The following is a 25,944-nucleotide window of genomic DNA, read 5'->3' on the forward strand; positions in this document are numbered from 1 at the left end:
ATATGAACAGCAAGCGAATTGCCATTGTGGGTGCGGGCATCGGGGGAATAGCGCTGGCCATTCTTGCAGCACGAAAAGGTTATCAGGTGAACATATTTGAGCGCGATAGTGAGATTTCCTCTATTGGTGCCGGGGTAACGTTATGGCCTAATGCAATGTTTGTGTTACAGCAAATGGGCTTGGATAAACAGATCCAAGCGCTGGGCGGTATGCCTTTGTTTATGCGTCTGTGTGATCAGCATGGCACTGTGCAAAGTGAATTTGATATTGCAAAAGTAAATACACTCAGTGGTTTTTCTAGTATCAGTATATTGCGCCGTGACCTTATGAGTATGCTGGGTGGCACATTAGCTGATTTAGGGGTAAACATACATTTTAACTGCGCAATAACCGCATCAGAGATTGCTCAGCTAAAACAAGATTATGATTTAGTTGTGGGTGCTGATGGGCGGATGAACTCTGTGGTAAGGCAATTCTTATATGCTGAAAAAATCACGCCTCAGTATCAGGGATTTATTAATATTATTGCTATTAGCCAGTTAAAACTGGGCAGTTTAGATAACGTGATCCATGATTTTCGGGGCCGTGGCGAGCGTTTTGGTATTGTGCCTGTTAAAGCAGACCTTTGTTATTGGGCTGCGGGGTGGAGTACAAATATTGATAAAGTGCGGCCGCTATCTGCTTGGTATGAAGAAATGCACCAACGCTTTTTAACTTGGCCAGATGCGGTACAGCAGGTGCTTAAGTCTTATGATAAAAACTCACTCAAACGAATATTTGTGCATGATATTGACCGTTTGCCATATTGGCATCAAGGTAATGTACTGATTATGGGAGATGCGGCTCATGCTCCTTTACCAACTTCGGGGCAGGGGGCATGTCAGGCGCTTGAAGATGCTTGGCATCTTGTGCGGGTGTTAGAAAAGTATGATGATTTAGAGCACGCCTTAACGGCTTTTTATCAACAACGCATAGATAAAACCTCAGCCTCTCAATTTGTTGGTCGCCAAGTCGCGCAGAAAATTTTCACTACAGCAGCTGACACTAATGAGACACCAGCGCTAGGTATCTCTGCCCAGCAGTTAGTAACGTTATGGATGCAAGGCTTGAGTAATTAACTCATCGAGCTGTGTTATTTGGTGCGAGCAAGATTATTTATGAGGTGATTATTTGTTCGCTTATTCAGCTACCTGCAAGTTATGGTTAACAATCCATTAAGTTTGGCTGTGTACAATTGCCGCCTTTACAATTGTTAACCAGTAATGGACTCGTATATTTAATGTCAACCTCAACGTGTTACTCTCCTTTAGCAGCATCGCTGCGTTTTTCTGTTCTTAGTTTATCGGTTTTTAGTGCTATAAATGTGGCTGCTGCCGAGCAGTTAGTAAATATGCAAGCTGAAAAAGATATGGAAGTGATTGAGGTGCGAGGTATTCGCTCTAGCATGGCTGAAAACTTAGCGGTGAAGCGTTTATCGAGTTCTGTAGTGGATGCAATTACCGCTGAAGACATTGGTAAATTCCCGGACAAAAACGTGGCAGATTCATTAGCACGAGTGCCAGGTGTAGTGATTGACCGTGAAGGAGGTGAAGGATCAACGGTAAGTATTCGTGGTTTATCGTCTGATCTTACTTACACGCAGTTAAATGGTAATTTTATTGCCTCCTCACCAGGAGAGCCATCTCGTTCATTTGATTATGCTTTACTCCCATCAGCAATGATCGCAAGCGTTGAAGTGTTTAAGTCCCCAGAGGCGCGCCTTGATGAAGGAGGCGTAGGTGGTACGGTGTTAATGCATAGTCGTAAACCACTGGGTATGGAGGCCAATTCGGGGGTTTTTAATGTTGAAAGTACTTATGCCGATGTAACAGAAGAGTATGAGCCACAGTTTACTGGCTTATATTCATGGAAAAACAACAGTGATAGTTTTGGCTTTTTGCTTGGCTATACGCGCCAAGAGCGCACTAACCGAACGCTCTCTGGTGGTACAGATGCCAATGTTTGGCGTTACAATGGCGCGCAGCCCAGTGATGTGAATGGCAATGCGGTTGATAATAATAATGGCTGGGGTGCGGTGACTGATGCCAACGGGCAAAATTATGAGAATATGTGGTTTCCGCAAGTGGTGCGCAGCTCAGTAGTAAATGAAAAGCGTGAACGTGAAGGGGTGCAGTTTTCGACTCAGTGGCGGCCAACGAATCGCATTGAGTTAGGGTTTAATTACTTTGGTTTTAGTTTAAAGCAGCAACGCAGCGACTCGGTTGTTGATATGCCGGAATGGGCGTTAAATCCTGACTTTTTAACAGGTATTACACTTGATGAAACTGGTAAAATTGTAACGGGAATGGGTTATAACGCCGCTGCTAGCGGGATTGAAAAAGATATGCAATTGCCTTGGCTTCGCGGCAATTATGTGGATGAAGAGTCAACCTCAGATACCTTTGATTTTAATTTAACCTACGAAGGTGATAACTTTAAAGCGCGTTTTGTGGCAGGTAAAACCAAAGCTAAAGGCGGGCCAAAAGAGAGCTGGGAAGCCGCTTACAAAAGCTCAAATGCGGGCGAGGATCAAAGTACGATAGAAAATGCCGCGCAAAGTGCGACATGGTCACTGAGTAATGATCGTGTTTCCATGCAAATTGATCCTAACACGCTCGATAACTTACTTGCTGGCGTTGGCGGTGGGCGCGATGCAGGCTCATCAAATTCAAGTTTTATACGCAGTACTTTGGAAGAAAACTACTACCAAGGCGATGTTGATTTTTATGTTGATTGGGGCATATTTACCACCATTCGCACAGGCGCAAAATACCGTGATGCAACGCTTCACCGTGAAACCGGCAATAACTTTTTCCTCGACCCAAATTTTGATATTGCCGCAGGAGAGGCCAGTGAAGGTGGGATCACCAAGTTTGATAGCTACCAATGGAATGACGGCATGCCAGCAGCGCAAGATGTATTTAATCGTACAGGAGAGAGCAATCTGACCGGCGGCTTTAATATCAATTTAATGCCAACGATTAATTGGGATAAATATCGCGATTATATTTATAGCAACTATGTGCCGTATACTCGAATTGAAGATAACTTTGTCTATGATATTGCCGAGCAGATCAGTGCGTTTTATTTACAAGGGGATTTTGAATACAGTGATATACGCGGTAATTTAGGCGTACGGGTTGTAAAAACGAAAACAACCACAGCCTCTACCGATTTATATACATTTAAGTTAGATGAAACTAACGACGAAACGGGCGAGCAAATCACCGGTGGTGATCGTTTAGTTGAGCAATATCAGTTGATCACACAAAAAACAACAGACACCCATGTATTACCCAGTTTAAATATTGCATGGGATGTCAGTGATGATGTGGTGATCCGTGGTGCGCTTGCTAAAGTGATGTCGCGCCCTGATTATGGTGATTTAGGCAGGCAACAAGATATTACTTTTGTATCTGATGAATGGGCTGATGACCGAGCTGCGTTTAACGAGCAACCAGGGTTTAGCGGCAGCGGCGGTAATAAAAACTTAAAAGCGTTTGAATCGGTACAAGCCGATTTATCTTTTGAGTATTACTATGCGCCAGGCTCTGCATTAGGTGTGGCGCTATTTCATAAAAAAGTCGATAACTTTGTGGTACCGCTGGTAATTGATTCGCAGCGTGAATTTGCAGGCCAGCCAGGTATTATTGATGCTGGAACGATCACTATTTCACCTTACAGCACAGTAGGTAATGGTAGTGATGCAGTATCAAAAGGAGTAGAGGTGTTTATTCAACACGCCTTTGAAAGTGGCTTTGGTATTTACGCAAACTACACGTATAACAACACCAACCAAGCGGATGTGACAGTTGCAGGTGAAAAGTTAGCTGAGTCACCATTAATAGGCAGTGCTGACTATCAATATAACACCTCTGTTTATTATGAAGGGGAACACTTTAATATTCGCGCGTCATACAACAAACGAGGTGAAGCGGTGCTCGGTATTAACAGTGGTTTAAATGTCTACCAAGACCCATACCAGCAAGTAGATGTAAACGCAGCATATAACGTTACCGATAACTTAAGCTTTACCGCAGCGGTCATTAATTTAATGCAATCAGAATCCGTTACACGCTTAGGTAAAGATACCGATGCTCGTTTGTTGAATAGCAGTTATTCAGGACGTCGCTATTACGCCGGGATTAATTACAGCTTTTAAAAGCAGGAATGAGTGATGACTGCAACAAAATTAATTGAGTGATGGCTTAATTGATGCATCGGTATATTGGCTTTTGCGCACACTGGTACGCAATTTTTCTTGTTCTAAAACTTGTGTCGCGTCGATATCATTTAAAAGTATCGCATCTTCGCGGCTTAAGTTGCCATCGGCCACCAGCGATAAATAGCGCGAACAACAGACACGTAAAAATGAAGTGAAATTACCAATGTCGTGATCAGCATCAAGAGATTCAAGGTACAGCTTAGTGATCATTTGATTAACGGTCATTTGATCACGAAATGCCACTTCTTCTAAAATATCCCAAAAAAACTCTTCTAAACGAATCGACGTAACTACACCGTCAATCCGCAGTGATTTGGTCCGGCAGGTCCATAATCGACTGTCGGCATTAATAAAAAGTTGGCACATGATTAACCTCTTAATGCTGCTGAACTGCGATTATAGCAAGGCTACAAACTGTTTTAACATGGCTGGGTGTGCAGGCCATGCTGGTGCTGTTACTAGTTTGCCATCGGTAATAGCGCCATCCATTGGTAATTCAACGTACTCGGCACCCGCCATTTTCACTTCAGGTTGGCAAGTAGGGTAAGCGGATACTTTTTTACCTTCAATAACTCCTGCCGCTGTGAGTAATTGCGGGCCGTGACAAATAGAGGCAATGGGTTTATCCGCCGTAGCAAAATGCTGAATTATTTCGATTACTTTCGCGTTTAAGCGTAAATACTCAGGGGCACGGCCACCGGGTAAATACAGGGCATCGTAATCAGCGGCATTAATATTGGCAAATGTCGCGTTTAGCGCAAAGTTATGACCGCGCTTTTCAGTATAGGTTTGGTCGCCTTCAAAATCATGAATTGAGGTGGCGATAGTATCACCTGCTTTTTTATCAGGGCATACAGCATCAACTTGATGACCCATCGCCAATAATGCTTGAAAAGGCACCATGTTTTCATAGTCTTCTACAAAGTCACCGGTGATCATAAGTACTTTAGCCATGTTCTGCTCCAGATATTAATTGTGCGTAAACGTATCAGAGTGGAGATTAAGTGCACTCTAATGCAATGAGCTCCTAGTAAAACATACACTAACCAGTAACGGGTAATATTCTAATACTACACAGTCATTTTATAGGATATCCTGTTGCCATCGCTGCGCTAAAAAATCAATAAACGCTCTGACCACATTTTGTTGATAATGACGAGATAAATACACTGCCCATAAATGCTGGCCAGGTGATGAAAAAAATGGATTCACTTTAACCAGTTTACTCTGCTCTAAATAGCGATTTGCCAAGTCACACGGCAAATTTGCGATACCCATTCCTTTGATTGCTGCTTTTAGTAGCACAGACATATCATTAGCATAAATACTGCCTTTTACGGTGACTTTTTCATCCTCTTTCTCACTAATAATATGCCATGATGAACTACCGCTATGTACTAAACAATTGTGTTGCAATAAATCTTGCGGTTTAGTGATTGGACTGTTGTTCGCCAAATAAGTTGGGGAGGCGCAAATAGCCGTATTGATATACATAAGCTTACGCGCAATTAATTGCTCATCAGGCTCATGAGTATAGCGCAGTGCTATATCTACTCGCTCATCAACCAGTTGTGATAACCGATCTGAGAGTACTAGCTGAAAGTGGGTCTTTGGGTGTATAGCAACAAACTCTTCAATAGCATCAAATAACAGGTTTTGGCCAAGTCCAATAGGTGCTGCGACTCTAATGGTGCCAACTAGCTCGTTATTATGGTTATGTGCTCTACTTTGTAAATCCAATACGGTGCTGAGTATTTGCTTACAGTAGGCAAGCGCTTCTTCGCCCTGATTGGTTAAGCTGACTTTACGGGTGGTGCGGTGAAATAACCGCAAGCTCAGCCACTGCTCAATGTCTTGTACGTGGCGGGTGACTTGTAAGCGGCTGAGCTCTAAGTGAGCAGCTGCTTTTGTAAAGCTGCCACTGCGGGCGACTTCAACAAAGCTTTGGATTGCAGTTATCTTATCCATTAGTATCCTGAAATGAACCAATGTGTATCTATTAGGTTTATTTGTCATCAATTAATGAGCAAGTAAACTGATTACATCAACTCAGATGATTAATACTTTTTTAAGGATACAGACATGAATATTACTATTTTAGGCGCAACAGGTTGGATTGGTAGCCACATCATGGCGCAGGCAAAAGCTAATGGTCACAATGTGACGGCGGTTGTTCGTGATGCGGATAAAATAACGGATGGTACGGCAGTAAAAGAGTTTGATTTGCAATCTGAACATGACATTTTAGAGGTATTAACTGGCGCCGATGTAGTGATTGCCTCTATTGGTGGCCGTGCTGCTGGTGATCATGAACTCGTTCCCCGCACAGCAGAGCGCTTATTAGCGGCACTTTCAGGAAGTAACACGCGACTACTGTGGGTTGGTGGTGCAGGTAGTTTAGAAGCTGCACCTGGTGTTACATTAGTGTCATCTTCGGACTTTCCTGCTGAATATAAAGATGAAGCGTTGGCGCAAGGTGAGGCTCTTAGTGTATTTAAAGCAACAAACACAACCGCACAATGGACGTTTGTAAGTCCTGCCGCGGTTATTTACCCCAGCGAGAGTGAAGGTCCGTATCGCATTGGGGGCGATGCGTTTTTTACTAATGAGCAAGGTGAAAGCAAAATATCAGTGACTGATTACGCGATTGCTATGCTGGATGAAGTGCAAAATGCCGCGTATATTAATCAACGTATGAGCGTCGCTTATTAAGAATTTTTCGCAGGGCTTACTTTTAGCAACTATTTATTACTTTCACTTTTACAATGATCTCATGTCTAGACTATATTTGAACTGGTAACTGATTAATTATTTTAATTTTAGTGCAATCTTACAATCAGTTTTAGCATGCAACGATTGCCTTTACTATTGATAAGTGATGCATTGTATTGATGATTAGCTATTCTGATATGGCCGAGCGTAAACTTATTATTAGGTTATTCGCCGCAATAGGTACGGTAACAACGCTTTGTATGGCAATAATCGCTTTGTTTAATAATCAATCTACTTTGGTTTACCCTCTATTAGGCTCATCGGCTTTATTTGCCTCCTCTTTTTTTCTTGGCGATAGAGTTGAGATTTCCTCTTTAATTGTTCTGTATACTTTATATGCTTTAATGATTTATTTAGTACTTACAGGTGGGAGCCATGGTACTGGGCCTATTTGGGTTTTTATTGTATCTCCGGTAACTTTCTTTGTGCGCGGTTTTAAACGGGGAATTATAGATTTAATTATTTTTGTGCTCTGCGTAACTGGCGCCTTTTATTTATCGAACTACTTTAAATTTTACAGCGGTTACTCGGTTTATTTTCCAATTCGTATTATTGCTTCTTTTATAATTGTTGCGTTATTGAGTGGCTTTTATGAATATTTTCGGCAAATGTATAGCCACCGTTTGATTGAACTTGTACAAAAAAATGAATATTTAGCGACTCGCGACCCTTTAACAAATCTGCCCAATCGACGTTATGCTATGGCGGAACTCGAGCAATTTGATGCACAGCAGCAAACTGGGAGTATTATCATTGCGGATGTAGATAATTTTAAGGATATTAATGATCAATATGGTCACTCAGTTGGCGATGAAGTACTAAAGCACCTTGCTGATTTATTTGTTGCTCAGTTAAGTGAAAATGATATGGTGGTGCGCTGGGGCGGTGAAGAGTTTTTATTTTTTCTACGTCATAAAAATAAACAACAAGCGACACAATTTGCCGACGATATTCATCATGCTTTATCACAAAATCGTTTAGATATTGGTGTAAACCAGCTGGCTGTTACAGTGAGCATAGGGATCAGTAAACTAACTACGGATGTGCCGATTGATAAAGCGATGCACAAAGCGGATGAGTTGCTTTATCAAGCAAAAAAGCAAGGCAAAAATCAAACGTGTGTTTAGCGCTTATTGGGAACGCTATGAATACATTATATGTAACCGGAGCCGGTGTGAGTGCCGCCAGCGGTATTCCTAGCTTTCGAGATGAAGATGGGTTTTGGACTATTGATAGTAAAAACTATATCGCCATTCATGGCCGGCTTGATCAAATGACTTTGTTTCATCATCAAGGCGATGATGTGAAAGCGCATACGACACCGTGGGATAATGTAGACGAAAGCCGCTTACATGAGTCACTGCTTGAGCTGTTTAACATCGAAAACCAGCAGCCAGTGGTGGATCAATCTTTAAAGCCTTTTGTGTTGTTATTTGATGAATACTACACTGAACTTTATCGTATTAGCCAAGCACAACAGCGGATGTTATGTATAGTAATGTGAGTTATCATAAAATGATCGCATATAGACTATATTCAACGTCACTAAACATAGCAACACTGAAGAGATTTAAATGAAAGATTTAACAGCAATAACCAATTTATCAATATTATTAGTAGAGCCTTCGGATGTTCAGCAAAAGCTTATTATAAAGTCACTTACTCAATGCGGTGTGTCACAAATTGAAACTGCCACTTCTCAAGCGCAAACGTTAGCAATGCTAGAGAATTATCAGCCGGATTTGGTTATTAGCAGCATGTATTTTTCTGACGGTAGCGCTGACTCTTTATTGCAAAAAATCAGAGTAACCCCTGGTATTGAACATCAAGCTTTTATGCTGGTATCAACAGAGCGCAATAAAACCTATCTTGAACAGTTAAGGCAGTCTGGGGTATTAGCTATTTTACCAAAGCCATTTAGCGCTGAGGCAATTACGCGTGCGTTAAAGGCAACCTTAGATATCATTACTGAAGAAGAAGTTGAGTTAGAGCATTTTGATGTAACGCTATTGCGTGTACTTGTGGTTGATGACAGTCGTTTTGCACGTAAGCATATTATTAGGGTCTTGGCTGGAATGGGAATACCGACGCCTGTAGAAGCCGAAAATGGCAAACAAGCGGTTGAACACCTTAACACCCAATCATTTGATTTAATTGTTACTGATTACAATATGCCAGAAATGGATGGTAAAGAGCTAACGGAGACCGTAAGAAGCTCGAATGCTTACTCGCATATTCCTATTTTGATGGTGAGTTCTGAGGCAAATGATACTCATTTAGCTAATATTGCTCAAGCTGGTGTAGACGCCATATGTGACAAGCCATTTGAACCAGCCACAGTAAGAGAGTTGTTATTTAAAATAATGTCTTAGACATTAGTTAGAGCGGATAGGGTCTTAACATACAGGCCGGTGCCTCTTAGCTTTACAGTGCTGATTGTTACACTACTTTTTAATATGGCAGAAAAGCGCTTACGGTATGTAAGCATGGTGTGCACACGCTTTCTATTTATAATCGAGCGAATTACTGCCCAGCAAATTGATTTTATTTACCCTAATTCATTATTGTGAAACGGATCCACCGCACACACTAACGTTGAAATGGATACACAGAACCTAGTTGAAGATGTTGAGTCAACTCATCCAGTGCTTGCCAGCTTTCACGTAACAAGTTTGGATCTGCAAAATCATCATTACTAAGTTTGTCACGATAGTACTTATTCGCCCAATCACATAGTTGTTGGTACTTACTATCGTTTAAAATAACCGCAGGATTGACTGCCGCGAGTTCTTGTTGATTTAGCGCTACACGTAATCGTAAGCAAGCAGGGCCACCACCATTTTGCATGCTTTGTTTTAAATCAAAAAATTGCACTTTATCAATTGGATTGTCTGCAAGGATCATTTCTTCAATATAACTGTTAACTGCCTGATTGTTTTTACATTCTTGTGGAGCAACTAGTAACATTTTGCCATTGTTTAAACTAACCAGTTGGCTATTAAATAAATAGCTAGTTACAGCATCTTGCACGCTTACTTTGGCTGTTGGCACCTCAATAATATGCAGTGTTTTGTCGCCAATATATGCATCTTTTATTTGTTGTAGGGCGAGAGGCTGATTTAAGAAAGCTTGCTCGTGACAGAGTAATACATTGGCGTTACCCACCGCGATTACGTCATTATGGAACACCCCTTGATCAATCACCTCGGGGTTTTGTTGAATCATTAATTGGCTAGATGGTTTTAGCTGATGTAGTCGGCATATTGCTTGGGATGCTTCAAGTGTCTGCCTTGCAGGAAATTTAACTGGCTTAGGCAGTGCGCTGTTAAATGCGCTGGCACCATATACAAACAGCTCCAAACCTTGAACACCATGCTCGTCGCCTAAGCGAGTATGGTTAGCCGCGCCCTCATCACCAAAAAAACCTTGATCTGGCAAATGGGTATGATGACTAAAGTAGCCTTCGTTATTAAACATGGCTTTAAGTAATCGTGTTGTTGTTTGAGGCTCAAGGGAGCGATGAAATTTGTTATTCAAATTAGCAGCAGTAAAGTGAACTTTGCCATCAAGTGTGTCGGCTGATGGTGATACAGTGCCGGCATTGGCAGTCCACATTGATGATGCTGAATAACATGCGCGAACTAAAACAGGATCAGCTTTAAACGCTTTACTGATCACTTGTTCCGCAGTGCCTGTAAAGCCTAAACGACGCAGTACATTTATATCAGGGCGGGCATGTGGGGCAAATACACCTTGAGTAAGACCCAAGTCATGCATAGCTTTCATTTTTGCTAAGCCTTGCAGTACCGCCTCTTTTGGATTGGAATAACTTGCCGCATTATTTAATGAAGCTACGTTACCGTATGATAATCCCGCGTAGTTATGAGTCGGGCCTACAAGGCCATCAAAATTAACTTCTACAGCTGCCATAGTTATCCTACAATTTTACTAATTTGGGTGTATTTAAACTATACAGAAAATAATCTGTAGTAGGTTAATTAAAATTAGCTAACTCTAGCTCCACTGTTTGCAAGTTGTGTTGCAAACGTTTTTGCGCCGCGAGTAAATACGTTTTCTGTTGCGATATTCTTGCTTGTTGTTGACGCAGTGCTTTATAGATCACTCGTTTTGGTAAATCATAGTGCTCAGCGGCTTGGCTAATCGTTAATTGATGCACCGACAACTTTTTAAGCGCTTCATCTAAGTGCGGGTAGTTACTTAACATATTCACGCTCCTTTTCTGCGGTGGTGTGTGGATCATTGGCATGGTGTACATGCCAAATGCTTATATCTAAGCGCCATAATAAATACAACATATGATAAATGTTAGTCATAGCCCGCTCCCAATAGACGAGGTAAATGAAGGTAAAACTCATCATTAATGAGTTACTTTTATCTATAAGGAAGATCTATGCCAGCCTGCATAATTATTTTTAGTTATAATAAATCAATAGCTTAAGGTTTTTTCGTTGCTGTATGATTGAGTATAAGCACTAATGTAGTGAAAAATAATGATGGCTTTGCACTTTTGTGATGCATGTTTACTAGTTTTATGGGGTGCCTGTTGTGAATATCGCGAGGAGCATAGCAATATGATTCCCGTTAGCAGAAGGAGGGAGTAGGCGGATTTATTGACATTCAAGGTAAAAAATTAGAAAAACTGCATGCTGAAATGATTTTGAAAATGCAATTGGGTAAAGCATTTCAGCCTAAAGGTGTGAAAGTCGTTTTGATGTTATTAATTCAGGCTGATTTAGTGAAAGAGCCTTTGCGTACTATCGCTGATGTTTCAGAGGTTGTACTTGGCACAGTAAAACAGGTTATCGATGATTTAATATATCAAGGGTTCGTTGTTAAAAATGGACAAAACACATCGCTTAATGTAGTCAGTAAGTTACCACGCGGACTGGTTGAACTTTATCGGTTAATAAACGGTCAAGCAGATGCGTTGGCGACTTCTTATTTAGTGATTGGAGCTACCACAAGAGATATTATTTTGCATCATGGTTTTGGTGCTGTAATCGAGCGAGGTACACGAGATGTTGATTTTGCTATACAAGTAAAAAGTTGGCAGCAGTTTGAGCTGCTTAAGACTAAATTGTTTGCGAATGGTTTTAAAGCTCATGAAATGAAAGGCGCACCAATTAATAATATCGCTTTAATGATGAAGAATGGGAGAGCACGTTTGAATAGCACGAAGCGCTCAGCTAAATTTTCACAACAGGTAGTTCCTAGTGAATTGTCAGGTCTAATACACATAAATAATGACGCAGTGTTTGCATTAGTTATATGCTTACCTTTTAAATATATCGATTAATTTATTGGCGTTGTCTAAGTGGACCTGACATTGCTCAATTGATAGAAGCTGTTGATCTAATGATTTATTTTTATCTATATTTGCAAATGAATCAATATAATCAACTTGCGCATTAAAAAAGCTATGGCTAAGAACTGAATCTTTTTCTAACTCTAATTCTATGTAACTATTTAGCTTTCTATCTGTATTATTATATTCTTGTAACTTCTCTGAACTAACTTCAGTATTGAGCCGCTCACAAAGTATCAAGCCTGATGACGTTTTACCAGCAAGCTCAAAGTCAGAGTTTAAAAATGCAATTAGTAATAGGCTATAGATCACTTTTAACTTCCTTGGATAAAATATAGAAATATGAAACAATAAACTCAGCTAGAATAGCTAGAAATAGAATAAATAGTAGTAAAAAATCTGGCACTGAAAAAAGAGCAATTACTGGTAAAACTATACCTAACCCTAGCGCTGCACCGCAGTGGATTGTGTATAAGATAAATAGTTTATTTATTCCGTTTTTAGAGGCGATGCTTGTAGGCTTAGTAAATTTAATTTTTCCATAATAGATTAATATAACTAAGCCTAATATAATGAGCCCTATCATTTTGGCTCAATCATCCCTCTAAGATATAGTTCATTTAAAGCTTTCTCTTCATCAACTAAGGCCATTGTACGAACCCCACTTGCTAACACGGTGACTAAGGCTGCAAACATCCCAAGCTTCGCTGCTGCTGTTGTTTTAACTTTAGCTTGGCCGGCTAACTCGGCTGTTAATTTACTGTTTGAAATTGAATTGAATGCTGCTTTCCCCCCCGCTTTCATTCCACTTTTAGAAATCTCTAGTAGAATTCCACCTATTATTGGTGCTGATCCTACAAAAGTTCTCATATCTAAACCAATAAAACTTAAAGCAGAGGAAACACCATTACTACTTTCATAATGTGCTTTTAATTCAACATCACTTAATGACCATTTAAATTTGTATTTATCAGCTACGATTTGTGGAGGAATTTCAAAAAGAGCACCATGGAGCCTAGGGTTAACTCTACGAACTTTTCGGATTTCGGCCATCACTTGTTGGCGCGCAATATGATCAAGTTGCTTATAAACTACAATACCTGTCAAAATATAATATATATTATCAATCTGACGTAATTCTTTTTCATGCGTTCTTAAGCCTATTAGCTTTATGTAAAACCCTAAAGGATCAGATTGTGATAATTTAGTTGCGTAACTCCGTTCGCTCATACTTCTTCCTTAATTTTATAGTTTGCAGGAAATCATCATATTTGATTAATATACTTTATTCCAAAGTCTACTGTTGGTACCTAAAAAAATACCTGTACAAGCAAAAATAACAGATAACTTTTCAGAATTAAAGTATTTTTTAAATCTTATAGTTAGGACATTCGAGATTGTAATATACAGCGCTTTAAAACCCTTCAAGTACCAACTTACCGCGTGATTGATGAGACTCTAATATTGCGTGCGCTTTGAGTAGGTTTTCTATATTAATTTTTCCTAAATGTTGGCCTAAGGTAGTTTTAATGGTGCCGTTATCAACTAGCTCTGCTAATTCAGTAAGTAACTGATGTTGTGCTATCATATCGTCAGTTTGGAACATTGAACGGGTGTACATAAACTCCCAATGCAGTGAGATACTCTTGCGCTTGAGCGCTAAAATATCAAAGCTGGCTGGGTCGTCTATTAAAGCTAATTTACCTTGTGGTTTAATCACTTTAATAATTTCATCAAGATGTTGCTCGGTATGAGTGAGACTAACGACATAATCAAATTCAGCAAGGTTATGCTCTGTTCGTTGTGCATCTAAGCTTTGTGAGTGATCAAGCACTTGATCAACACCTAGCCCATTTAACCAGCTAACACTATCTACGCGTGATGCTGTGCCTATCACCGTTAAGTTGGTTAGCTGTTTAGCCAACTGCACTAAAATTGAGCCAACACCGCCTGCGGCACCAATAACTAGTAATGAAGCTGGTTTTGCATTGTTAGAACGTGATATTTGCAAACGATCAAACAGTAATTCCCAGGCTGTAATACTGGTTAGCGGTAACGCAGCAGCTTGGGCGTCGTTCAAGGTAGTAGGCGCACGGCCAACAATACGTTCATCAACTAGTTGAAATTCAGCATTACTGCCTGAGCGCGTTAAATCACCGGCATAATAAACCCGGTCGCCCAGATTAAATAAACTTACTTTATCACCAACAGCTTTTACGATCCCAACAGCGTCCCAACCAATGACTTTGTGACCTTGTTCAGGGCTAACATTTGCGCGGATCTTCGCATCGACAGGGTTAACTGAAATTGCTTTTACTTCGACCAATAAATCGTGACCGGATGCTGTTGGAATAGGTAACTCGATGGCTTCGAAAGAATGATTGCTAAGTGTTTTGGTTGCTGTTTGGTATCCAATGGCTTTCATGAGTTGCTCCGTTAAATTGTTTTGCTGCACCCACTATAACGCAGTTTTATAATAGAAAAAGAGTGGGGTATGTATGCACGAATCTCTCTCAAAATTTTTGATAATTAACTTAAGTCAGTATTGAGTTTATCAAGTAAAGTAATTAGTTGTGTGGCTTCTTGCTGCGTAATAGATGGAAAACGGCAACGAATTTGCTCAGGGATGTTCGCTGCTTGTTGTTGCAGCTGTATGCCATGTTTGTGTAACTTTACGACTCGCTTACGTTTATCTGTTTCATTTTTAACCACGGCTAATAAGCTTTTATCGGTCATTTTTTTCAAAATTTGCGTCATGGCGCCGCCATCAATTGCGGTTTTTTCCAGCAGCTGTGCAATACTGATCTCATCTTCTTCCCAGAGCGCCATCATCACCACATACTGTGGATAGGTCAGTTCAAGTTCGTTGAGAGCATCTCGATAGGCGCGTACTACAGAATTGGATGCCATATACAGACGATGACAAAGTTGATTCTCTAATTTTAGTTGTGGATATTTCATAATGACTCTCAAATAGTGATGTTGCATTTTAGTTTGTGTGCAAAGTATTTGCAATATTCAATAAATTGGCCTACTATTTTGCATGCAAAGTAAGTTTAGCCCCAACCTTAAATAAGGAAACATCATGAAAGAATTACTGCAAGTCGCGTACACAGCTAAAGCAACTGCAACGGGGGGCCGCGAGGGCACGGCAAGATCCAACGATGGCCGTTTAGATGTGGCACTTTCAACACCTAAAGGTTTAGGCGGCGATGATGGCCAAGGCACTAACCCTGAGCAGTTGTTTGCAGCGGGTTATGCAGCCTGTTTTATTGGCGCATTAAAATTAGTGGCAGGCCAAGCTAAAGTAAAACTCCCAGCAGATACCCGCATTGATTCAGAAGTATCGATTGGTCCTATCGAAGGTGGTTTTGGTATTGCGGTAAAATTAGCTGTTTTTGTAGGTGATGTAGGTAAAGACACCGCAGAAGCGTTAGTTGCTAAAGCACATGAAGTTTGTCCATATTCAAATGCTACCCGTGGTAATGTCGCAATTGAATTATCGATTATCTAATTTATTGTAAATTTAGATAATTTATATTTAAAGGCGTATTTAAAATAAAATACGCCTTTTTTGTGATTACTTTTTATAACTATGATCTTTTTAGAGGCTATTTATAACAAATAACCGCAATTGTGATAATCCGAATTTAACTTTCAACCTGCAATTAATACAGTTTTTTTTCAATGAAATAGATTAACCTATGAATAATTGAACTAGAATATAAACGTAGTTTTAATTAAAGGATAAGTGGAATGCGGCAATTAGCGTTGGCGAAAAAGTTACTATGGCTTACTTTAAGTAGTATTTTTATCACCGTTGTAGTGCTATCAAGTGTGCTTTGGTGGCAATTATCAAGCAGTAATCAAGTGTTATCAGCACAAGCTGAAAAATTGATAGTTACTGAGGTTGAAGAAAAGCTCACCAGCAATGCTGCAGTGTACGGTGAAAAAATCGCAGGGTTTATCAACGAAGCTTATCGAGTGCCTTTTTCACTCGCTGCAATACTTGCTAATGAATCAGCGAAAGATACTTTAACGCGTGACTCAGTAGTACAGCTTAATCGCTCTATTATAGAAGGTAATTCGATACTTTCTTCAATCTACTCGCAATTTGAAGCTAATGGTTTTGATGGTAACGATCAACAGTATAAACATGGCTATGATCATTCAGTCGCAGGACAAGGCTCCTTAGAGGTTTACTTTACTCGTAGTCGTGAAGGTATAATTGAACAACAAGTTGTTGAAGATGCAACAGAAAAGTATGTTACGACCTTAAACGAATTTGGTCAACGTGAAGCTGAGTGGTACTTGTGTGCTAAAGACACTACAAAACCGTGTATTATGGAACCCTACCTGTACGAAATATCCCCCGGTAATTCAGAAATGATGACCTCTTTGACGGTGCCAATACTTCGTAACGGGAAGTTTATTGGCCTCAGTGGTGTTGATATTACACTGCCAGTTTTTCAAACCATGACCGAGCAGTTATCAAAAGAATTATATAATGGTCAGGCGCGAGTTACCTTATTAAGTTCGATGGATTTAATTGTGGGTAGCAGTCATTACAAAGATAAGCTTGGCCGTCCACTTAAAGAAGCCGCCTCTGCTTCGGTGTTAAAAAATTATACTAGTTTGAAAGAACTCACTGGAGTACAAAAGAGTGAAAATGAATACTTAGTTAATTACCCAATAAATATCAAACTTGCTGGCCGCAAGTGGACTTTATTAGTTGAAGTACCAGCAGAGCTGGCTCTACAAGGACCGCAACAGCTTAGCGCGAGTATGCAAGAAAATGCCAATACACTTGGTGGGCTAATTTTAATATCTGGCTTAGTGATTGCTGGCGCTGCCTTTATTATTATGACGTTAGTTGTTAAAAGCATTGTTGCACCCCTGCAACAAATTCAGCTACGGGTTGATAATTTAGCTAGCGCGGATGGAGATTTAACACAAACGTTAACCGTTGACACTCATGCAGAGTTAATTGCGCTCGCTGTTGGATTTAATGCATTTTTGGAAAAATTACGAGATTTAATTGCACAGCTTAAAGATGTATCAGGGCAGACGAAAGAGCAGGCGCAAATTGCCGCGCATGTAGCCGTTGATACTAAGCAAAATGTGCAAGCTCAGTTTCAAGAAATAGAAAGTGTCGTAACAGCAATGAATGAAATGAGTGCCACCGCACTTGAAGTTGCTCGGGCTTCGGAGCAATCAGCGCAACAAGCCGATGAAATCAATTCATTAGTGGTCAGCAGCGAAGCGAGTTTATCGTCTGCGGTATCACAAGTGAAAACGATGTCTGAAGAAATAAAACAAGCTAATCAAGCCGTAGCCAAGGTAGCAGCACGTAGTAACGATATTACACAAATTTTAGATGTGATCCGTACTATTTCAGAGCAAACTAATTTACTTGCACTTAATGCTGCGATTGAAGCCGCTCGCGCTGGTGAGCAAGGCCGTGGATTTGCTGTAGTCGCTGATGAAGTGCGTGCTTTGGCATCTAAAACTCGCGCGTCAACAGATGATATTAGTGGCTTAATTGATAATTTACAGCTTGAAGTGGGTAATGCTTCAACAGTGATTGAAAAAGGGGTTGTGCGAGCACAAACTGCGGTTGATGAAACCACCATTGCCTTTGATGCTTTGCACAGTGTGGTTATTAAGGTGGAAGAGATCACTAATCAGATCACCCAAATAGCGACGGCTGCTGAGGAGCAAAGCTCTGTAACCGAGGAAATTAATCGTAACTTAACGCTGATCTCCGATGCTGCATCACAACTTGCAGATCTATCAACTCAAGCCGGCGATGGTAGTCAAATGCTCAATCAGCTTGTTGCACAACAAGACGATGAATTAAACAAGCTAAAAACGTAGTGCTATTATAAGTTATTGATTTTTTAATTAACAAAGTAAATGTTTAACCGTTTTAATTTAGTTGAGCTAATTGGTTAAACATTTACTTGATAAGCATGAGTGTTAAAAAAGGGGGACGTTAGGACTATTCAAATACCTGCGTACCCACATAAGTTGAATTTGAAAATAACGAACATAATCAAATCATCGCGTTAGTAAATCGGCAAGCACCTTGAGCGCTGTTAGATAAACTCGATAATAAGACTTTTATTGCACAATTTTATAGCCTGTAAATTGACATATTTAAAGGCGTTAACTTAATTAATTAAATTTCTGCAGCTTTATCTAATTCAACAGTTAAAATAGTTCTCTTATCAACTACTACCCATTCGCGATATGTGGTGTAACCAGGTTTACTAACTTCAACATCGTATTTGCCTTCTTTTAACTCAATACCGTTTTCATATTTTGGTTTGATATTCATAATACGTACGCGTGCATCAGAGGGCTGAGTTGCGACAGTTAAGGAAATTACTTCAACAACTTCTTCGACAGGTGTTTGCGCTTGCGTTGTGGTTTCTTCAGATACTTGCTCTGTTTCATCAACCGTAGCAGTCGTTGAGCAACCACTTAGTAATAATATTGCAGCTAAGGTGCTTATCTTTTTCATAAAAACTCCGTATAAATTTAAAATGCTGAAAGCCCTTAAGGATTAAGTGGAAGTGAGACAGCCACCAAGTTATCCTTGACTCTTGTTATACTAATCACATCGAATTAGTGGTCTATTAGAGAGTTATTTAACTCGCTAGAATAATCATATTTTTAATAAAATTGCTATTAATGATAGTAGAAAACATAACAGCCTTGGCTGGTTTATAATATTAAACAGCTGCTATCAGTGACTACTATTTTATAGCAAACTGTCAAGCAAACGAGTTATCTCCTCACTTCGTTCAACTAGCTTTTCAGCTGTCTTGTACATTTTTTGTTTTAATAGACTATTTGCCATTGTGATATATCGTTTGGATAATTCTTCTTTAATAGCTACTAAAGGAGCAAAGTCTTCAGGTAACATCGTTGACTCAGCATTAACTAGTTCTTCAAAGGCTAACAAATCTTGATAATTATCGATCGTGGCTAATCTTTCAAAGTAATGATCAAATCTCGGTTGATAAAAAGTTATTGCATCTTTTGTTGGAAAAGTGGCTTGCTCACCTAAATTTAATTTGTTTTGATAAAGACTAAGCACGTCTATAGCTGACTTTCTTTTTAGTAACTCATCAAATTGCAACTCTGATTTTTGTTTAGCTGTGAAGATAGACTCTCCTACATCTAATAACACTTTTTGAGCAACAACATTATCATGTTCGATTGATTGCTCTAAGGCTGTTTTGAAGTTGTTGATGTGCACCTCATTTGGTTGGTACACATAACTACTATCAACATCTTTTAAATCATAAATCAATTTAATAATGTTGTTATTATCAAGTTCATCATAACGCGATTGCTCTAATAACAAATTGATTCTTGATGTTATATCAAAGACTATTGATTGACGCTCTCTTAAAATACTTTCTAATTGAGCGGTTAGCTTTTCAGAGTCTGGATAGTATTCCAAAGCATTAGAGTAAAGGTTAATTGTGCCATCAAAATCCTTAAATTTGCCAGACTGATTATTTAATTGATTAGCTTTGGCGTTAAAGTCTTGTAAAATGCTCTCTTGATTGACTCTTAATAGACCCTGTTTAAGCACATCATATTGAGGAGGTATTTCAGTAAGTTTATTCAATACCTCAAAGCCATGCCACGACATCCAAGTTTCAACTTGTTGGTTAATTGCATTGGCATTTTCAAGTTTTGCTTCTAACTGTTTTAGTTGGGTAGAATTTGAGGCATAAAATTGGCTAATAAAAACAGCAACGGCAATAACACATACACTCGCGGCAATAGCTGGTTTGAAATTACTTGTAAGTTTGGTTGATATAGCCTGTAATGATCCTAGTCGTTTTGTTGCATCAAGCGACATCGCGTTTTGTAAATTACCCCAAAGCCATAGTGGGCAATTACTAGGGCGTTTAGCTGTAGTCCCTTTTGGTAGTTTATCTGCTGCAACACGATCATATGGGTGTTTGCTGCTCAACAGCTCATATGCAATACATGCATATGAAAATATATCATCTTTTACAGATGCATCAGCTCCTTGAAGTTGTTCAGGGCTTGCATAGGTTGGTGTGTAACCGCCTACTGCTGCGACATTCTTACTATTGTTAAAAGCATATGCGTCTTCGATTGTTTTATGTTTAGCAATACCAAAGTCGAGAACTTTCAAACGCCCATTTGAATCAAAAATAATGTTAGAAGGTTTTAAATCATTATGAATAACGTTTCGTGAATGGGCATAAATCAGTGCATCGGCAAGTTGTTGCAGGATGATATTTGCTTTTTTAAAATGCATTCCCGAAGGTTTATTACGCTTTATTATTTGTTCTAATGTTTCGCCATCAACGAGTTCCATCGTCACATAATGCAAATCATTATCAGAACTGGCTGAAAATACTTTGACAATATTAGGATGCGAAAGTTGTTGAGTTTTAGTCGTTTCATCTTTAAGCAATGTTATAGCTTCTTCAGATTGACTAAACTCTTCGAGTAATACTTTGAGCGCAACGTGTACTTCTGGACTGGCAGGACTTTCTAGAAATAGATCCCTAGCTCTGAAAATGTAGCACATGCCTCCTTGACCAATGAGTTCCTCAACTAAATATCGTCCAGATATTTTTTTACCAATTAAATTGAGTTTACTTTTTGGTTGGGAAGAGCTAACACTAGAATCCAGCGAAGCGATTTGAGTTTTATCATTTGAGTTATTGATACCGCTCATTATAAATCCTTTTATTGTATATAGTTAAATAATTGCAAAGGTAGCTTTTTGTAATTTTTATCAATATTCCCTTTGATTAGCTCGCTATTTTTACAAAAATTAGCGCTATAAGCAATGCCTCTATTGCAGTACTTTTGGTAATTAGATGTTATTTTGAATTTCATATGCATTAAAAACAGAGTAGTAGGGAGGTTTTATTGATTTCAAATAGGGGCATACACACTTAAAATTGTTGGCTTTAAGAATTAAAATAAACAAAAAATAAGACTATATCATTAATGTTTTTTGCAGTATTGACTGACCCCTAAATAGTCCTATATATTAATTTCAATGTTGACAATAGTTTCTCTTCTAATTTATCCTAATGAAAATGTAGAATATGGGATTAACACGTCAAATGGAACTGATACTAAACATTACTAGTTATCATCGACTCTCGCCTGAAATTGAAGCATCTAAAATAGTAAAAGACTCACTTATATTCGGTCGTTCAGAAGCATGTGATTGGCATCTACCTGATCCTGAAAAAATCATTTCCAGTAAGCATGGTCGTATCGAGCGGGACGGTGATTCATTTACTGTGATTGATACTTCTACAAATGGTATTTATTCAAATTACAGTGTTTCAGCTATTGGTCAAGGTAATAAACAAAAGTTATCTGATAGTGATATTTTAACGGTAGGTGATTTTCAAATTGAAGTGAAAATCGCAGCAGCGAAGTCAGTTACTCCTGTTATCGATGAGTTTAGTTCAGTAACCACTGCAAAAGCAAACAACGCAGCTGCTCAATCTCAATATTTTGATTCTAATGGCAATAATTCAAATTCTGAGCATTTTTATAATGACTCAATTATGAATGAACCAATGCCAGAAGCTTCTATGACTCAAGCTGTAGATTCGCAATCGCAGAGTCATATCCCAGAAAATTGGGATGAGATCGCACATTTGCTGAACCCTGAAATGGTTAATATTAGCAATCAACATGCAATATCTAGTCATGCGACGGCTAATATAGCTGAGCCTAAAATCGAAGTTCCCGCAGCTGTAAATACACAGCCAGAAGTAGCAAAGGAAGCTCATGTCTTGGCTCCTACAGTACAACCTACGGTAGAAACCAAATCAATAGCAAATAGCGCAGGATTAACAGGAGCTTTTTTAAAAGGACTCGGCGTTAAACCAGAATTGCAAAATGCTTTAACGACTGAAAAGCTATGGTTTGAAATGGGCCAAGGGCTAAACCTTCTTTTGACAGAGTTGATGGAATCGTTACGCCAAAGAGCATTGGTGAAAAACCAATTACGTGTAAATCAAACTATGTTTCAAACCCAGCAGAATAACCCAATTAAGTTTTCGGCAAATATAGATGATGTTATTCAGAACTTATTCATAATCAATAGTGCAAGCTTTCTATCTTCTCGGGAATCGATTAAAGAAAGCTTCATCGACACTCGCAGACATGAACATGCTTTATTAGCAGGAGCTGATGGTGTATTGAAAGGAATATTAGAGCAGGTTTCACCTTCTCACATAAATCAGCAAGTGAATAATCACGCTAATATTTTGAAAATAATTCCTGGCCAATCTGAATCGAAAAGCTGGAAATTGTATCAAAATCTGCATGACGAGTTATCACGTGACGTTAATGCTAAAGGTGCGATGGCATTATCAGATGATTTCCTCAAAGCATACAATGATAAAATTCAAGAAACTTTTTAAAAAGGAAAGTAAATGATGCGTAACATTAAGCTCTACTTACTGAGTTTTAGTTTACTATTTTTGATCATGGGTTGTTCAACAATGAATAAGTTTGTCCCACCATCAACAGAATTAATCATTAATGTATCAGAAAACGTAAATCCTGATACTTCTGAGCGACCGTCTCCAGTTGTAATGAAAATTTTTGAGCTTAGTTCAAGAACTATATTTGATACGCAAGACTTTTTTAGTTTATATGAGTCGCCTGAAAAGTTATTAGGCCCTGATTTACTTAAAAAAGATGAGTTAGAATTACAACCAGGTTCAGTACAAAAGTATGAGATGAGTCTTAATCGTAATACTCGCTTTGTAGGAGTCGTGGTAGCGTATAGGAATATAGATCAAGCCAGATGGAGAGCGGTGATAGAAGTCGATCCTACTGGCTATGACGATATCGATGTAAATGTTGAATCAATTGCAACATACATGAGAGAGCATTAATAAGGATATAAAATGAGTGATACCACTCGTGTTGCTTGGACTGAAGGGATGTTCTTAAGGCCACAACACTTTCAACAATCAGATAAACATTTTTCACATTTAATCAAACAAGTGTGCAATGGTAATTTAGCTGATCCTTGGGGAGTTCTAGAGTTAGATATTGACACTGAGCTGTTAAATACTGGGCAGTTTGCAATTGACTTTTTGTCGGCAATTACTCCTGACTTACTGCCAATTGATATGCCAAGGTCAACGTCATTACCTGAGCCTCTGGTTGTTAACAAGGACACCTATAATGAAATTGTTTATTTGGCAATTCCAGCGCTTAAAGCCAGTGGTATTAATATCTCAGCGGCCGACGAAAACTTAGTTACGCGTTATAAGCTCACTGATTTAGCGGTAAATGATGATTCATTAGGCCCGCAATCACAAGAGACTATTCAGGTTGCAAAGATTTATAGCAAACTGGTGTTAGGGTCAGATGATCACGCTGGATTTATACTTTTACCTTTGGCTAAGATTACAGAAGTCAGTACTGAGGGTAGGATCAAGCTTGATAGTAAGTTTATTCCTGCCTCGTTGAAAGTTGCGCAATGTAAGCCTCTGCTAGGGTTAGTTAGAGAGATAGGCTCCATGATCAAACAGCGTTCAGAGAGTATTGCTGTGCGTTTATGTCAAGGTTATGCGGGCAGCACTTCGGTTGCTGATTTTATAATGCTGCAAACACTCAATAAATATGACGCGGTATTTGATAGTCTGTTAATGGTTAATAATTTACATCCTAATATTTTATATACTCGTTTAATTGAACTGTCGGGTGAACTGGCAACATTCAGTACTGCTAATAAACGAGTTCCTAAACTGCCTAAGTATGAGCATGACAATTTAGGGGCCGTATTTGGTGAAATCGTTAACTTCTTATATCAATCTTTAAGTCATGTGATTGAGCAAACCGCAACAGAAATTAAGCTTGAGCAAAGTAAATTTGGTATTTCCTTTGGTGCATTAAAAGATAAAACGATCCTTGATTCTGGGCAGTTTATTCTCGCTATTAAAGCGAGTGTGCCCCATGAGGAATTACGTCAAGTTTTACCTTCTCAGGTTAAAATCGGTAGCGTTGAAACTATTCGTGATCTAGTTAATAACCAGATACCAGGTATAACAATAAGCAGTTTACCTACAGCACCAAGGCAAATTCCGTACCATGCAGGTTTTCATTACTTTGAATTGAACAAGCATGGTCAGCATTGGGATAAGCTTCGCACAAGTGGTGGCATCGCTATTCACTTATCTGGTAGCTACCCAGAGTTACAATTAAGCCTTTGGGCTATACGAACTTAACTGTTAAAAGGAAGAGTTTCAATGGATGAAACCATTATCAAACCACGCCCTGGCAGACTAGGGCGTGACACATCAAATAACTCAAAAACAGCAACTGATCCTGAAAAGACAGTTATGTCTATTGAGCCTATATCAAATGCTGTTTCTAGTAATGCGAAAGTTTCTATTTTCAAAAACCCATTACTAGAAGCTGCTACCGATTGCTTTTCACTGGTTATATCGATCAACCAAGCTAAAGAAATGACTAATTTAGCCGCTTTGAAGCATCGCTGTGTTGAAGCGATTAAGCGTTTTGAGGTTGAAGTTAGAAACCAGGTGCTTCCCAAAGAAGTAATTGAAAATTCACGCTATTGTTTATGTGCAATTTTGGATGAATCAGTTTTAAACTCTAAGTGGAGTTCGATGGAATGGGCTGATGAGAGCTTGCTATCAACCTTCCATAAAGAAACCTTTGGTGGTGAGTATTTTTATACCTTATTAGATAATGCACTTGGGCAACCAGAGCAACATAAAGCATTTTTAGAATTACAGTATCACTGCTTAAATTTAGGTTTCAAGGGCAAATATCGGGTTGATAGTGTTGGCGATAATAAAGTTGAAGAATACCGTTCTCGTATTTATCACCTGTTAAATCAGCTAGATGGGCCTATTAGCAACAAGTTATCACCTACTTGGAAAGAAAGAGTTGCAGCAGGCGTTGAACTTAGAAGCCAAGTACCTCTTTGGGTTATTTTTTCAGTTTTAGGTTTAGCATTATTAATTGTGTATCTGTTTATCAATATGAAACTTAATGACCAGGTTGTATTGGTGAATGAGAAGCTGGCGGTGATCCATCCATTAGCGCAAACGCAGAGTGTTGATAAGAAAGATCAGCAACTACAAGTGTTAGAGCAACTTTTACAGACTGAGATTCAGATGGGGATTGTCTCTGTCGAGAAGAGCAATGATCGCATTCGGATCACTATCAATAGTGAAAGTTTGTTTAACCAAGGTGATTCAAAATTATTACCATCATTTCAGCCAATACTTGAAAAACTAGCACTGAGTTTAGAAGGTACAAAGGGGCGAATTTTAATTACAGGCCATACAGATGACACGCCTATTCGCACGGATAAATATCCCTCTAATTGGCATCTATCTTTAGCTAGAGCAACTCAAGTTGCTAATTCTATGGCTAAAAGCACTAACCTTAGCGGCCGCTTGTGGCCTGAAGGTAAAGGTGCTGCCGAACCAATCGCTAGCAATTCAGATTCAGCTTCTCGGTCATTGAACCGACGAATTGAAATTGATTTATTATTTTAATGGGG

At 39.2% G+C, this 25,944-nt stretch carries 23 protein-coding genes and 1 pseudogene; 13 read left to right on the top strand and 11 right to left on the bottom strand.

The window, feature by feature from the left end; all coding sequences use genetic code 11:
• The first annotated feature begins 2 nt into the window (after positions 1 to 2).
• Both J7338_RS11340 and J7338_RS11345 read left to right on the top strand, forming a co-directional pair.
• On the top strand, positions 3 to 1,118 hold the full coding sequence (locus J7338_RS11340; protein WP_210797161.1) for an FAD-dependent monooxygenase: 1,116 nt from the start codon (positions 3 to 5) through the stop codon (positions 1,116 to 1,118).
• 161 nt (positions 1,119 to 1,279) lie between these two features.
• Positions 1,280 to 4,201, top strand: a complete 2,922-nt coding sequence (locus J7338_RS11345; protein ID WP_210797162.1) for a TonB-dependent receptor — start codon at positions 1,280 to 1,282, stop codon at positions 4,199 to 4,201.
• 30 nt (positions 4,202 to 4,231) lie between these two features.
• Here J7338_RS11345 and J7338_RS11350 read toward each other — a convergent pair whose 3' ends face one another.
• The 3 genes from J7338_RS11350 to J7338_RS11360 all read right to left on the bottom strand — a co-directional run bounded on the left by J7338_RS11350 (position 4,232) and on the right by J7338_RS11360 (position 6,232).
• The gene (locus J7338_RS11350) at positions 4,232 to 4,630 is read right to left on the bottom strand and encodes a ribbon-helix-helix domain-containing protein (RefSeq protein WP_210797163.1); all 399 of its coding nucleotides are present in this window, start codon (positions 4,628 to 4,630) and stop codon (positions 4,232 to 4,234) included.
• Between the two features lie 30 nt (positions 4,631 to 4,660).
• A complete protein-coding gene (locus J7338_RS11355; RefSeq protein WP_210797164.1) occupies positions 4,661 to 5,218 on the bottom strand; it encodes a DJ-1/PfpI family protein in 558 nt (185 codons plus the stop codon).
• Between the two features lie 129 nt (positions 5,219 to 5,347).
• Positions 5,348 to 6,232 carry a LysR family transcriptional regulator gene (locus J7338_RS11360; RefSeq protein ID WP_210797165.1) on the bottom strand — a complete coding sequence of 295 codons (885 nt, stop codon included), beginning with the start codon at positions 6,230 to 6,232 and terminating at the stop codon, positions 5,348 to 5,350.
• Between the two features lie 114 nt (positions 6,233 to 6,346).
• Between J7338_RS11360 and J7338_RS11365 the strand changes: the two genes are divergently transcribed.
• From J7338_RS11365 to J7338_RS11380, 4 genes and pseudogenes are all read left to right on the top strand, one after another.
• Positions 6,347 to 6,976 carry an NAD(P)-dependent oxidoreductase gene (locus J7338_RS11365; RefSeq protein WP_210797166.1) on the top strand — a complete coding sequence of 210 codons (630 nt, stop codon included), beginning with the start codon at positions 6,347 to 6,349 and terminating at the stop codon, positions 6,974 to 6,976.
• Between the two features lie 179 nt (positions 6,977 to 7,155).
• On the top strand, positions 7,156 to 8,163 hold the full coding sequence (locus tag J7338_RS11370) for a GGDEF domain-containing protein (RefSeq protein ID WP_210797167.1): 1,008 nt from the start codon (positions 7,156 to 7,158) through the stop codon (positions 8,161 to 8,163).
• A gap of 17 nt (positions 8,164 to 8,180) precedes the next feature.
• Positions 8,181 to 8,525 (top strand): annotated as a pseudogene (locus J7338_RS11375) (Sir2 family NAD-dependent protein deacetylase); the annotation flags it as partial.
• A gap of 85 nt (positions 8,526 to 8,610) precedes the next feature.
• Positions 8,611 to 9,408 (top strand): response regulator, encoded by a 798-nt coding sequence (locus J7338_RS11380; RefSeq protein ID WP_210797169.1) that lies wholly within the window; start codon positions 8,611 to 8,613, stop codon positions 9,406 to 9,408.
• Positions 9,409 to 9,625: 217 nt separating this feature from the next.
• Here the strand turns inward: J7338_RS11380 and astB are convergent, their stop codons facing one another.
• Positions 9,626 to 10,966, bottom strand: coding sequence for an N-succinylarginine dihydrolase (astB, locus tag J7338_RS11385; protein WP_210797170.1), 1,341 nt, complete (start codon positions 10,964 to 10,966; stop codon positions 9,626 to 9,628).
• A gap of 64 nt (positions 10,967 to 11,030) precedes the next feature.
• Positions 11,031 to 11,261, bottom strand: a complete 231-nt coding sequence (locus J7338_RS11390; protein WP_210797171.1) for a helix-turn-helix domain-containing protein — start codon at positions 11,259 to 11,261, stop codon at positions 11,031 to 11,033.
• 459 nt (positions 11,262 to 11,720) lie between these two features.
• Between J7338_RS11390 and J7338_RS11395 the strand changes: the two genes are divergently transcribed.
• A complete protein-coding gene (locus tag J7338_RS11395) occupies positions 11,721 to 12,353 on the top strand; it encodes a hypothetical protein (protein ID WP_210797172.1) in 633 nt (210 codons plus the stop codon).
• On the opposite strand, the gene J7338_RS11400 is transcribed toward J7338_RS11395, so the two are convergent.
• The 4 genes from J7338_RS11400 to J7338_RS11415 form a co-directional block, all read right to left on the bottom strand.
• Positions 12,330 to 12,674 carry a hypothetical protein gene (locus tag J7338_RS11400; protein ID WP_210797173.1) on the bottom strand — a complete coding sequence of 115 codons (345 nt, stop codon included), beginning with the start codon at positions 12,672 to 12,674 and terminating at the stop codon, positions 12,330 to 12,332. The two genes, J7338_RS11395 and J7338_RS11400, sit on opposite strands and share 24 nt — an antisense overlap.
• A 270-nt stretch (positions 12,675 to 12,944) precedes the next feature.
• The gene (locus J7338_RS11405; protein WP_210797174.1) at positions 12,945 to 13,592 is read right to left on the bottom strand and encodes a hypothetical protein; all 648 of its coding nucleotides are present in this window, start codon (positions 13,590 to 13,592) and stop codon (positions 12,945 to 12,947) included.
• A 184-nt stretch (positions 13,593 to 13,776) separates the two neighbouring features.
• Entirely contained in the window at positions 13,777 to 14,787 is a 1,011-nt protein-coding gene (locus J7338_RS11410) for a zinc-binding alcohol dehydrogenase family protein (RefSeq protein ID WP_210797175.1), read from the bottom strand.
• Positions 14,788 to 14,891: 104 nt separating this feature from the next.
• Positions 14,892 to 15,323 (bottom strand): MarR family winged helix-turn-helix transcriptional regulator, encoded by a 432-nt coding sequence (locus J7338_RS11415; RefSeq protein ID WP_210797176.1) that lies wholly within the window; start codon positions 15,321 to 15,323, stop codon positions 14,892 to 14,894.
• Between the two features lie 124 nt (positions 15,324 to 15,447).
• Between J7338_RS11415 and J7338_RS11420 the strand changes: the two genes are divergently transcribed.
• Both J7338_RS11420 and J7338_RS11425 read left to right on the top strand, forming a co-directional pair.
• Positions 15,448 to 15,876, top strand: a complete 429-nt coding sequence (locus J7338_RS11420) for an organic hydroperoxide resistance protein (RefSeq protein WP_210797177.1) — start codon at positions 15,448 to 15,450, stop codon at positions 15,874 to 15,876.
• Positions 15,877 to 16,118: 242 nt separating this feature from the next.
• Positions 16,119 to 18,239, top strand: a complete 2,121-nt coding sequence (locus J7338_RS11425; protein WP_210797178.1) for a methyl-accepting chemotaxis protein — start codon at positions 16,119 to 16,121, stop codon at positions 18,237 to 18,239.
• 304 nt (positions 18,240 to 18,543) lie between these two features.
• Here J7338_RS11425 and J7338_RS11430 read toward each other — a convergent pair whose 3' ends face one another.
• On the bottom strand, positions 18,544 to 18,888 hold the full coding sequence (locus J7338_RS11430; RefSeq protein ID WP_210797179.1) for a PEGA domain-containing protein: 345 nt from the start codon (positions 18,886 to 18,888) through the stop codon (positions 18,544 to 18,546).
• A gap of 240 nt (positions 18,889 to 19,128) precedes the next feature.
• Positions 19,129 to 21,099: a serine/threonine-protein kinase gene (locus J7338_RS11435; RefSeq protein ID WP_210797180.1), complete on the bottom strand. Its 1,971-nt coding sequence runs from the start codon at positions 21,097 to 21,099 to the stop codon at positions 19,129 to 19,131.
• 397 nt (positions 21,100 to 21,496) lie between these two features.
• Here J7338_RS11435 and tagH point away from each other — a divergent pair, with 397 nt between their 5' ends.
• The 4 genes from tagH to tssL are packed head-to-tail and all read left to right on the top strand — an operon-like array spanning position 21,497 to position 25,939.
• Positions 21,497 to 22,816 (top strand): type VI secretion system-associated FHA domain protein TagH, encoded by a 1,320-nt coding sequence (gene tagH / locus J7338_RS11440; RefSeq protein WP_210797229.1) that lies wholly within the window; start codon positions 21,497 to 21,499, stop codon positions 22,814 to 22,816.
• 15 nt (positions 22,817 to 22,831) lie between these two features.
• Positions 22,832 to 23,296 carry a type VI secretion system lipoprotein TssJ gene (gene tssJ, locus J7338_RS11445; RefSeq protein ID WP_169021084.1) on the top strand — a complete coding sequence of 155 codons (465 nt, stop codon included), beginning with the start codon at positions 22,832 to 22,834 and terminating at the stop codon, positions 23,294 to 23,296.
• Between the two features lie 12 nt (positions 23,297 to 23,308).
• Positions 23,309 to 24,637: a type VI secretion system baseplate subunit TssK gene (tssK, locus tag J7338_RS11450; protein ID WP_210797181.1), complete on the top strand. Its 1,329-nt coding sequence runs from the start codon at positions 23,309 to 23,311 to the stop codon at positions 24,635 to 24,637.
• A 21-nt stretch (positions 24,638 to 24,658) separates the two neighbouring features.
• Positions 24,659 to 25,939, top strand: a complete 1,281-nt coding sequence (gene tssL, locus J7338_RS11455; RefSeq protein WP_210797182.1) for a type VI secretion system protein TssL, long form — start codon at positions 24,659 to 24,661, stop codon at positions 25,937 to 25,939.
• Positions 25,940 to 25,944 lie beyond the last annotated feature (5 nt).

Origin of the sequence: Pseudoalteromonas ostreae (assembly GCF_018069805.1) — a bacterium.
GTDB classification, from domain to species: Bacteria; Pseudomonadota; Gammaproteobacteria; order Enterobacterales; family Alteromonadaceae; genus Pseudoalteromonas; species Pseudoalteromonas ostreae.

Coding starts and splice junctions, on each gene's coding strand:
- J7338_RS11340 (WP_210797161.1), top strand. CDS start 3: ATGAACAGCAAGCGAATTGCCATTGTGGGTGCGGGCATCGGGGGAATA.
- J7338_RS11345 (WP_210797162.1), top strand. CDS start 1,280: ATGTCAACCTCAACGTGTTACTCTCCTTTAGCAGCATCGCTGCGTTTT.
- J7338_RS11350 (WP_210797163.1), bottom strand. CDS start 4,630: ATGTGCCAACTTTTTATTAATGCCGACAGTCGATTATGGACCTGCCGG.
- J7338_RS11355 (WP_210797164.1), bottom strand. CDS start 5,218: ATGGCTAAAGTACTTATGATCACCGGTGACTTTGTAGAAGACTATGAA.
- J7338_RS11360 (WP_210797165.1), bottom strand. CDS start 6,232: ATGGATAAGATAACTGCAATCCAAAGCTTTGTTGAAGTCGCCCGCAGT.
- J7338_RS11365 (WP_210797166.1), top strand. CDS start 6,347: ATGAATATTACTATTTTAGGCGCAACAGGTTGGATTGGTAGCCACATC.
- J7338_RS11370 (WP_210797167.1), top strand. CDS start 7,156: ATGATTAGCTATTCTGATATGGCCGAGCGTAAACTTATTATTAGGTTA.
- J7338_RS11380 (WP_210797169.1), top strand. CDS start 8,611: ATGAAAGATTTAACAGCAATAACCAATTTATCAATATTATTAGTAGAG.
- astB (WP_210797170.1), bottom strand. CDS start 10,966: ATGGCAGCTGTAGAAGTTAATTTTGATGGCCTTGTAGGCCCGACTCAT.
- J7338_RS11390 (WP_210797171.1), bottom strand. CDS start 11,261: ATGTTAAGTAACTACCCGCACTTAGATGAAGCGCTTAAAAAGTTGTCG.
- J7338_RS11395 (WP_210797172.1), top strand. CDS start 11,721: ATGCAATTGGGTAAAGCATTTCAGCCTAAAGGTGTGAAAGTCGTTTTG.
- J7338_RS11405 (WP_210797174.1), bottom strand. CDS start 13,592: ATGAGCGAACGGAGTTACGCAACTAAATTATCACAATCTGATCCTTTA.
- J7338_RS11410 (WP_210797175.1), bottom strand. CDS start 14,787: ATGAAAGCCATTGGATACCAAACAGCAACCAAAACACTTAGCAATCAT.
- J7338_RS11415 (WP_210797176.1), bottom strand. CDS start 15,323: ATGAAATATCCACAACTAAAATTAGAGAATCAACTTTGTCATCGTCTG.
- J7338_RS11420 (WP_210797177.1), top strand. CDS start 15,448: ATGAAAGAATTACTGCAAGTCGCGTACACAGCTAAAGCAACTGCAACG.
- J7338_RS11425 (WP_210797178.1), top strand. CDS start 16,119: ATGCGGCAATTAGCGTTGGCGAAAAAGTTACTATGGCTTACTTTAAGT.
- J7338_RS11430 (WP_210797179.1), bottom strand. CDS start 18,888: ATGAAAAAGATAAGCACCTTAGCTGCAATATTATTACTAAGTGGTTGC.
- J7338_RS11435 (WP_210797180.1), bottom strand. CDS start 21,099: ATGAGCGGTATCAATAACTCAAATGATAAAACTCAAATCGCTTCGCTG.
- tagH (WP_210797229.1), top strand. CDS start 21,497: ATGGAACTGATACTAAACATTACTAGTTATCATCGACTCTCGCCTGAA.
- tssJ (WP_169021084.1), top strand. CDS start 22,832: ATGCGTAACATTAAGCTCTACTTACTGAGTTTTAGTTTACTATTTTTG.
- tssK (WP_210797181.1), top strand. CDS start 23,309: ATGAGTGATACCACTCGTGTTGCTTGGACTGAAGGGATGTTCTTAAGG.
- tssL (WP_210797182.1), top strand. CDS start 24,659: ATGGATGAAACCATTATCAAACCACGCCCTGGCAGACTAGGGCGTGAC.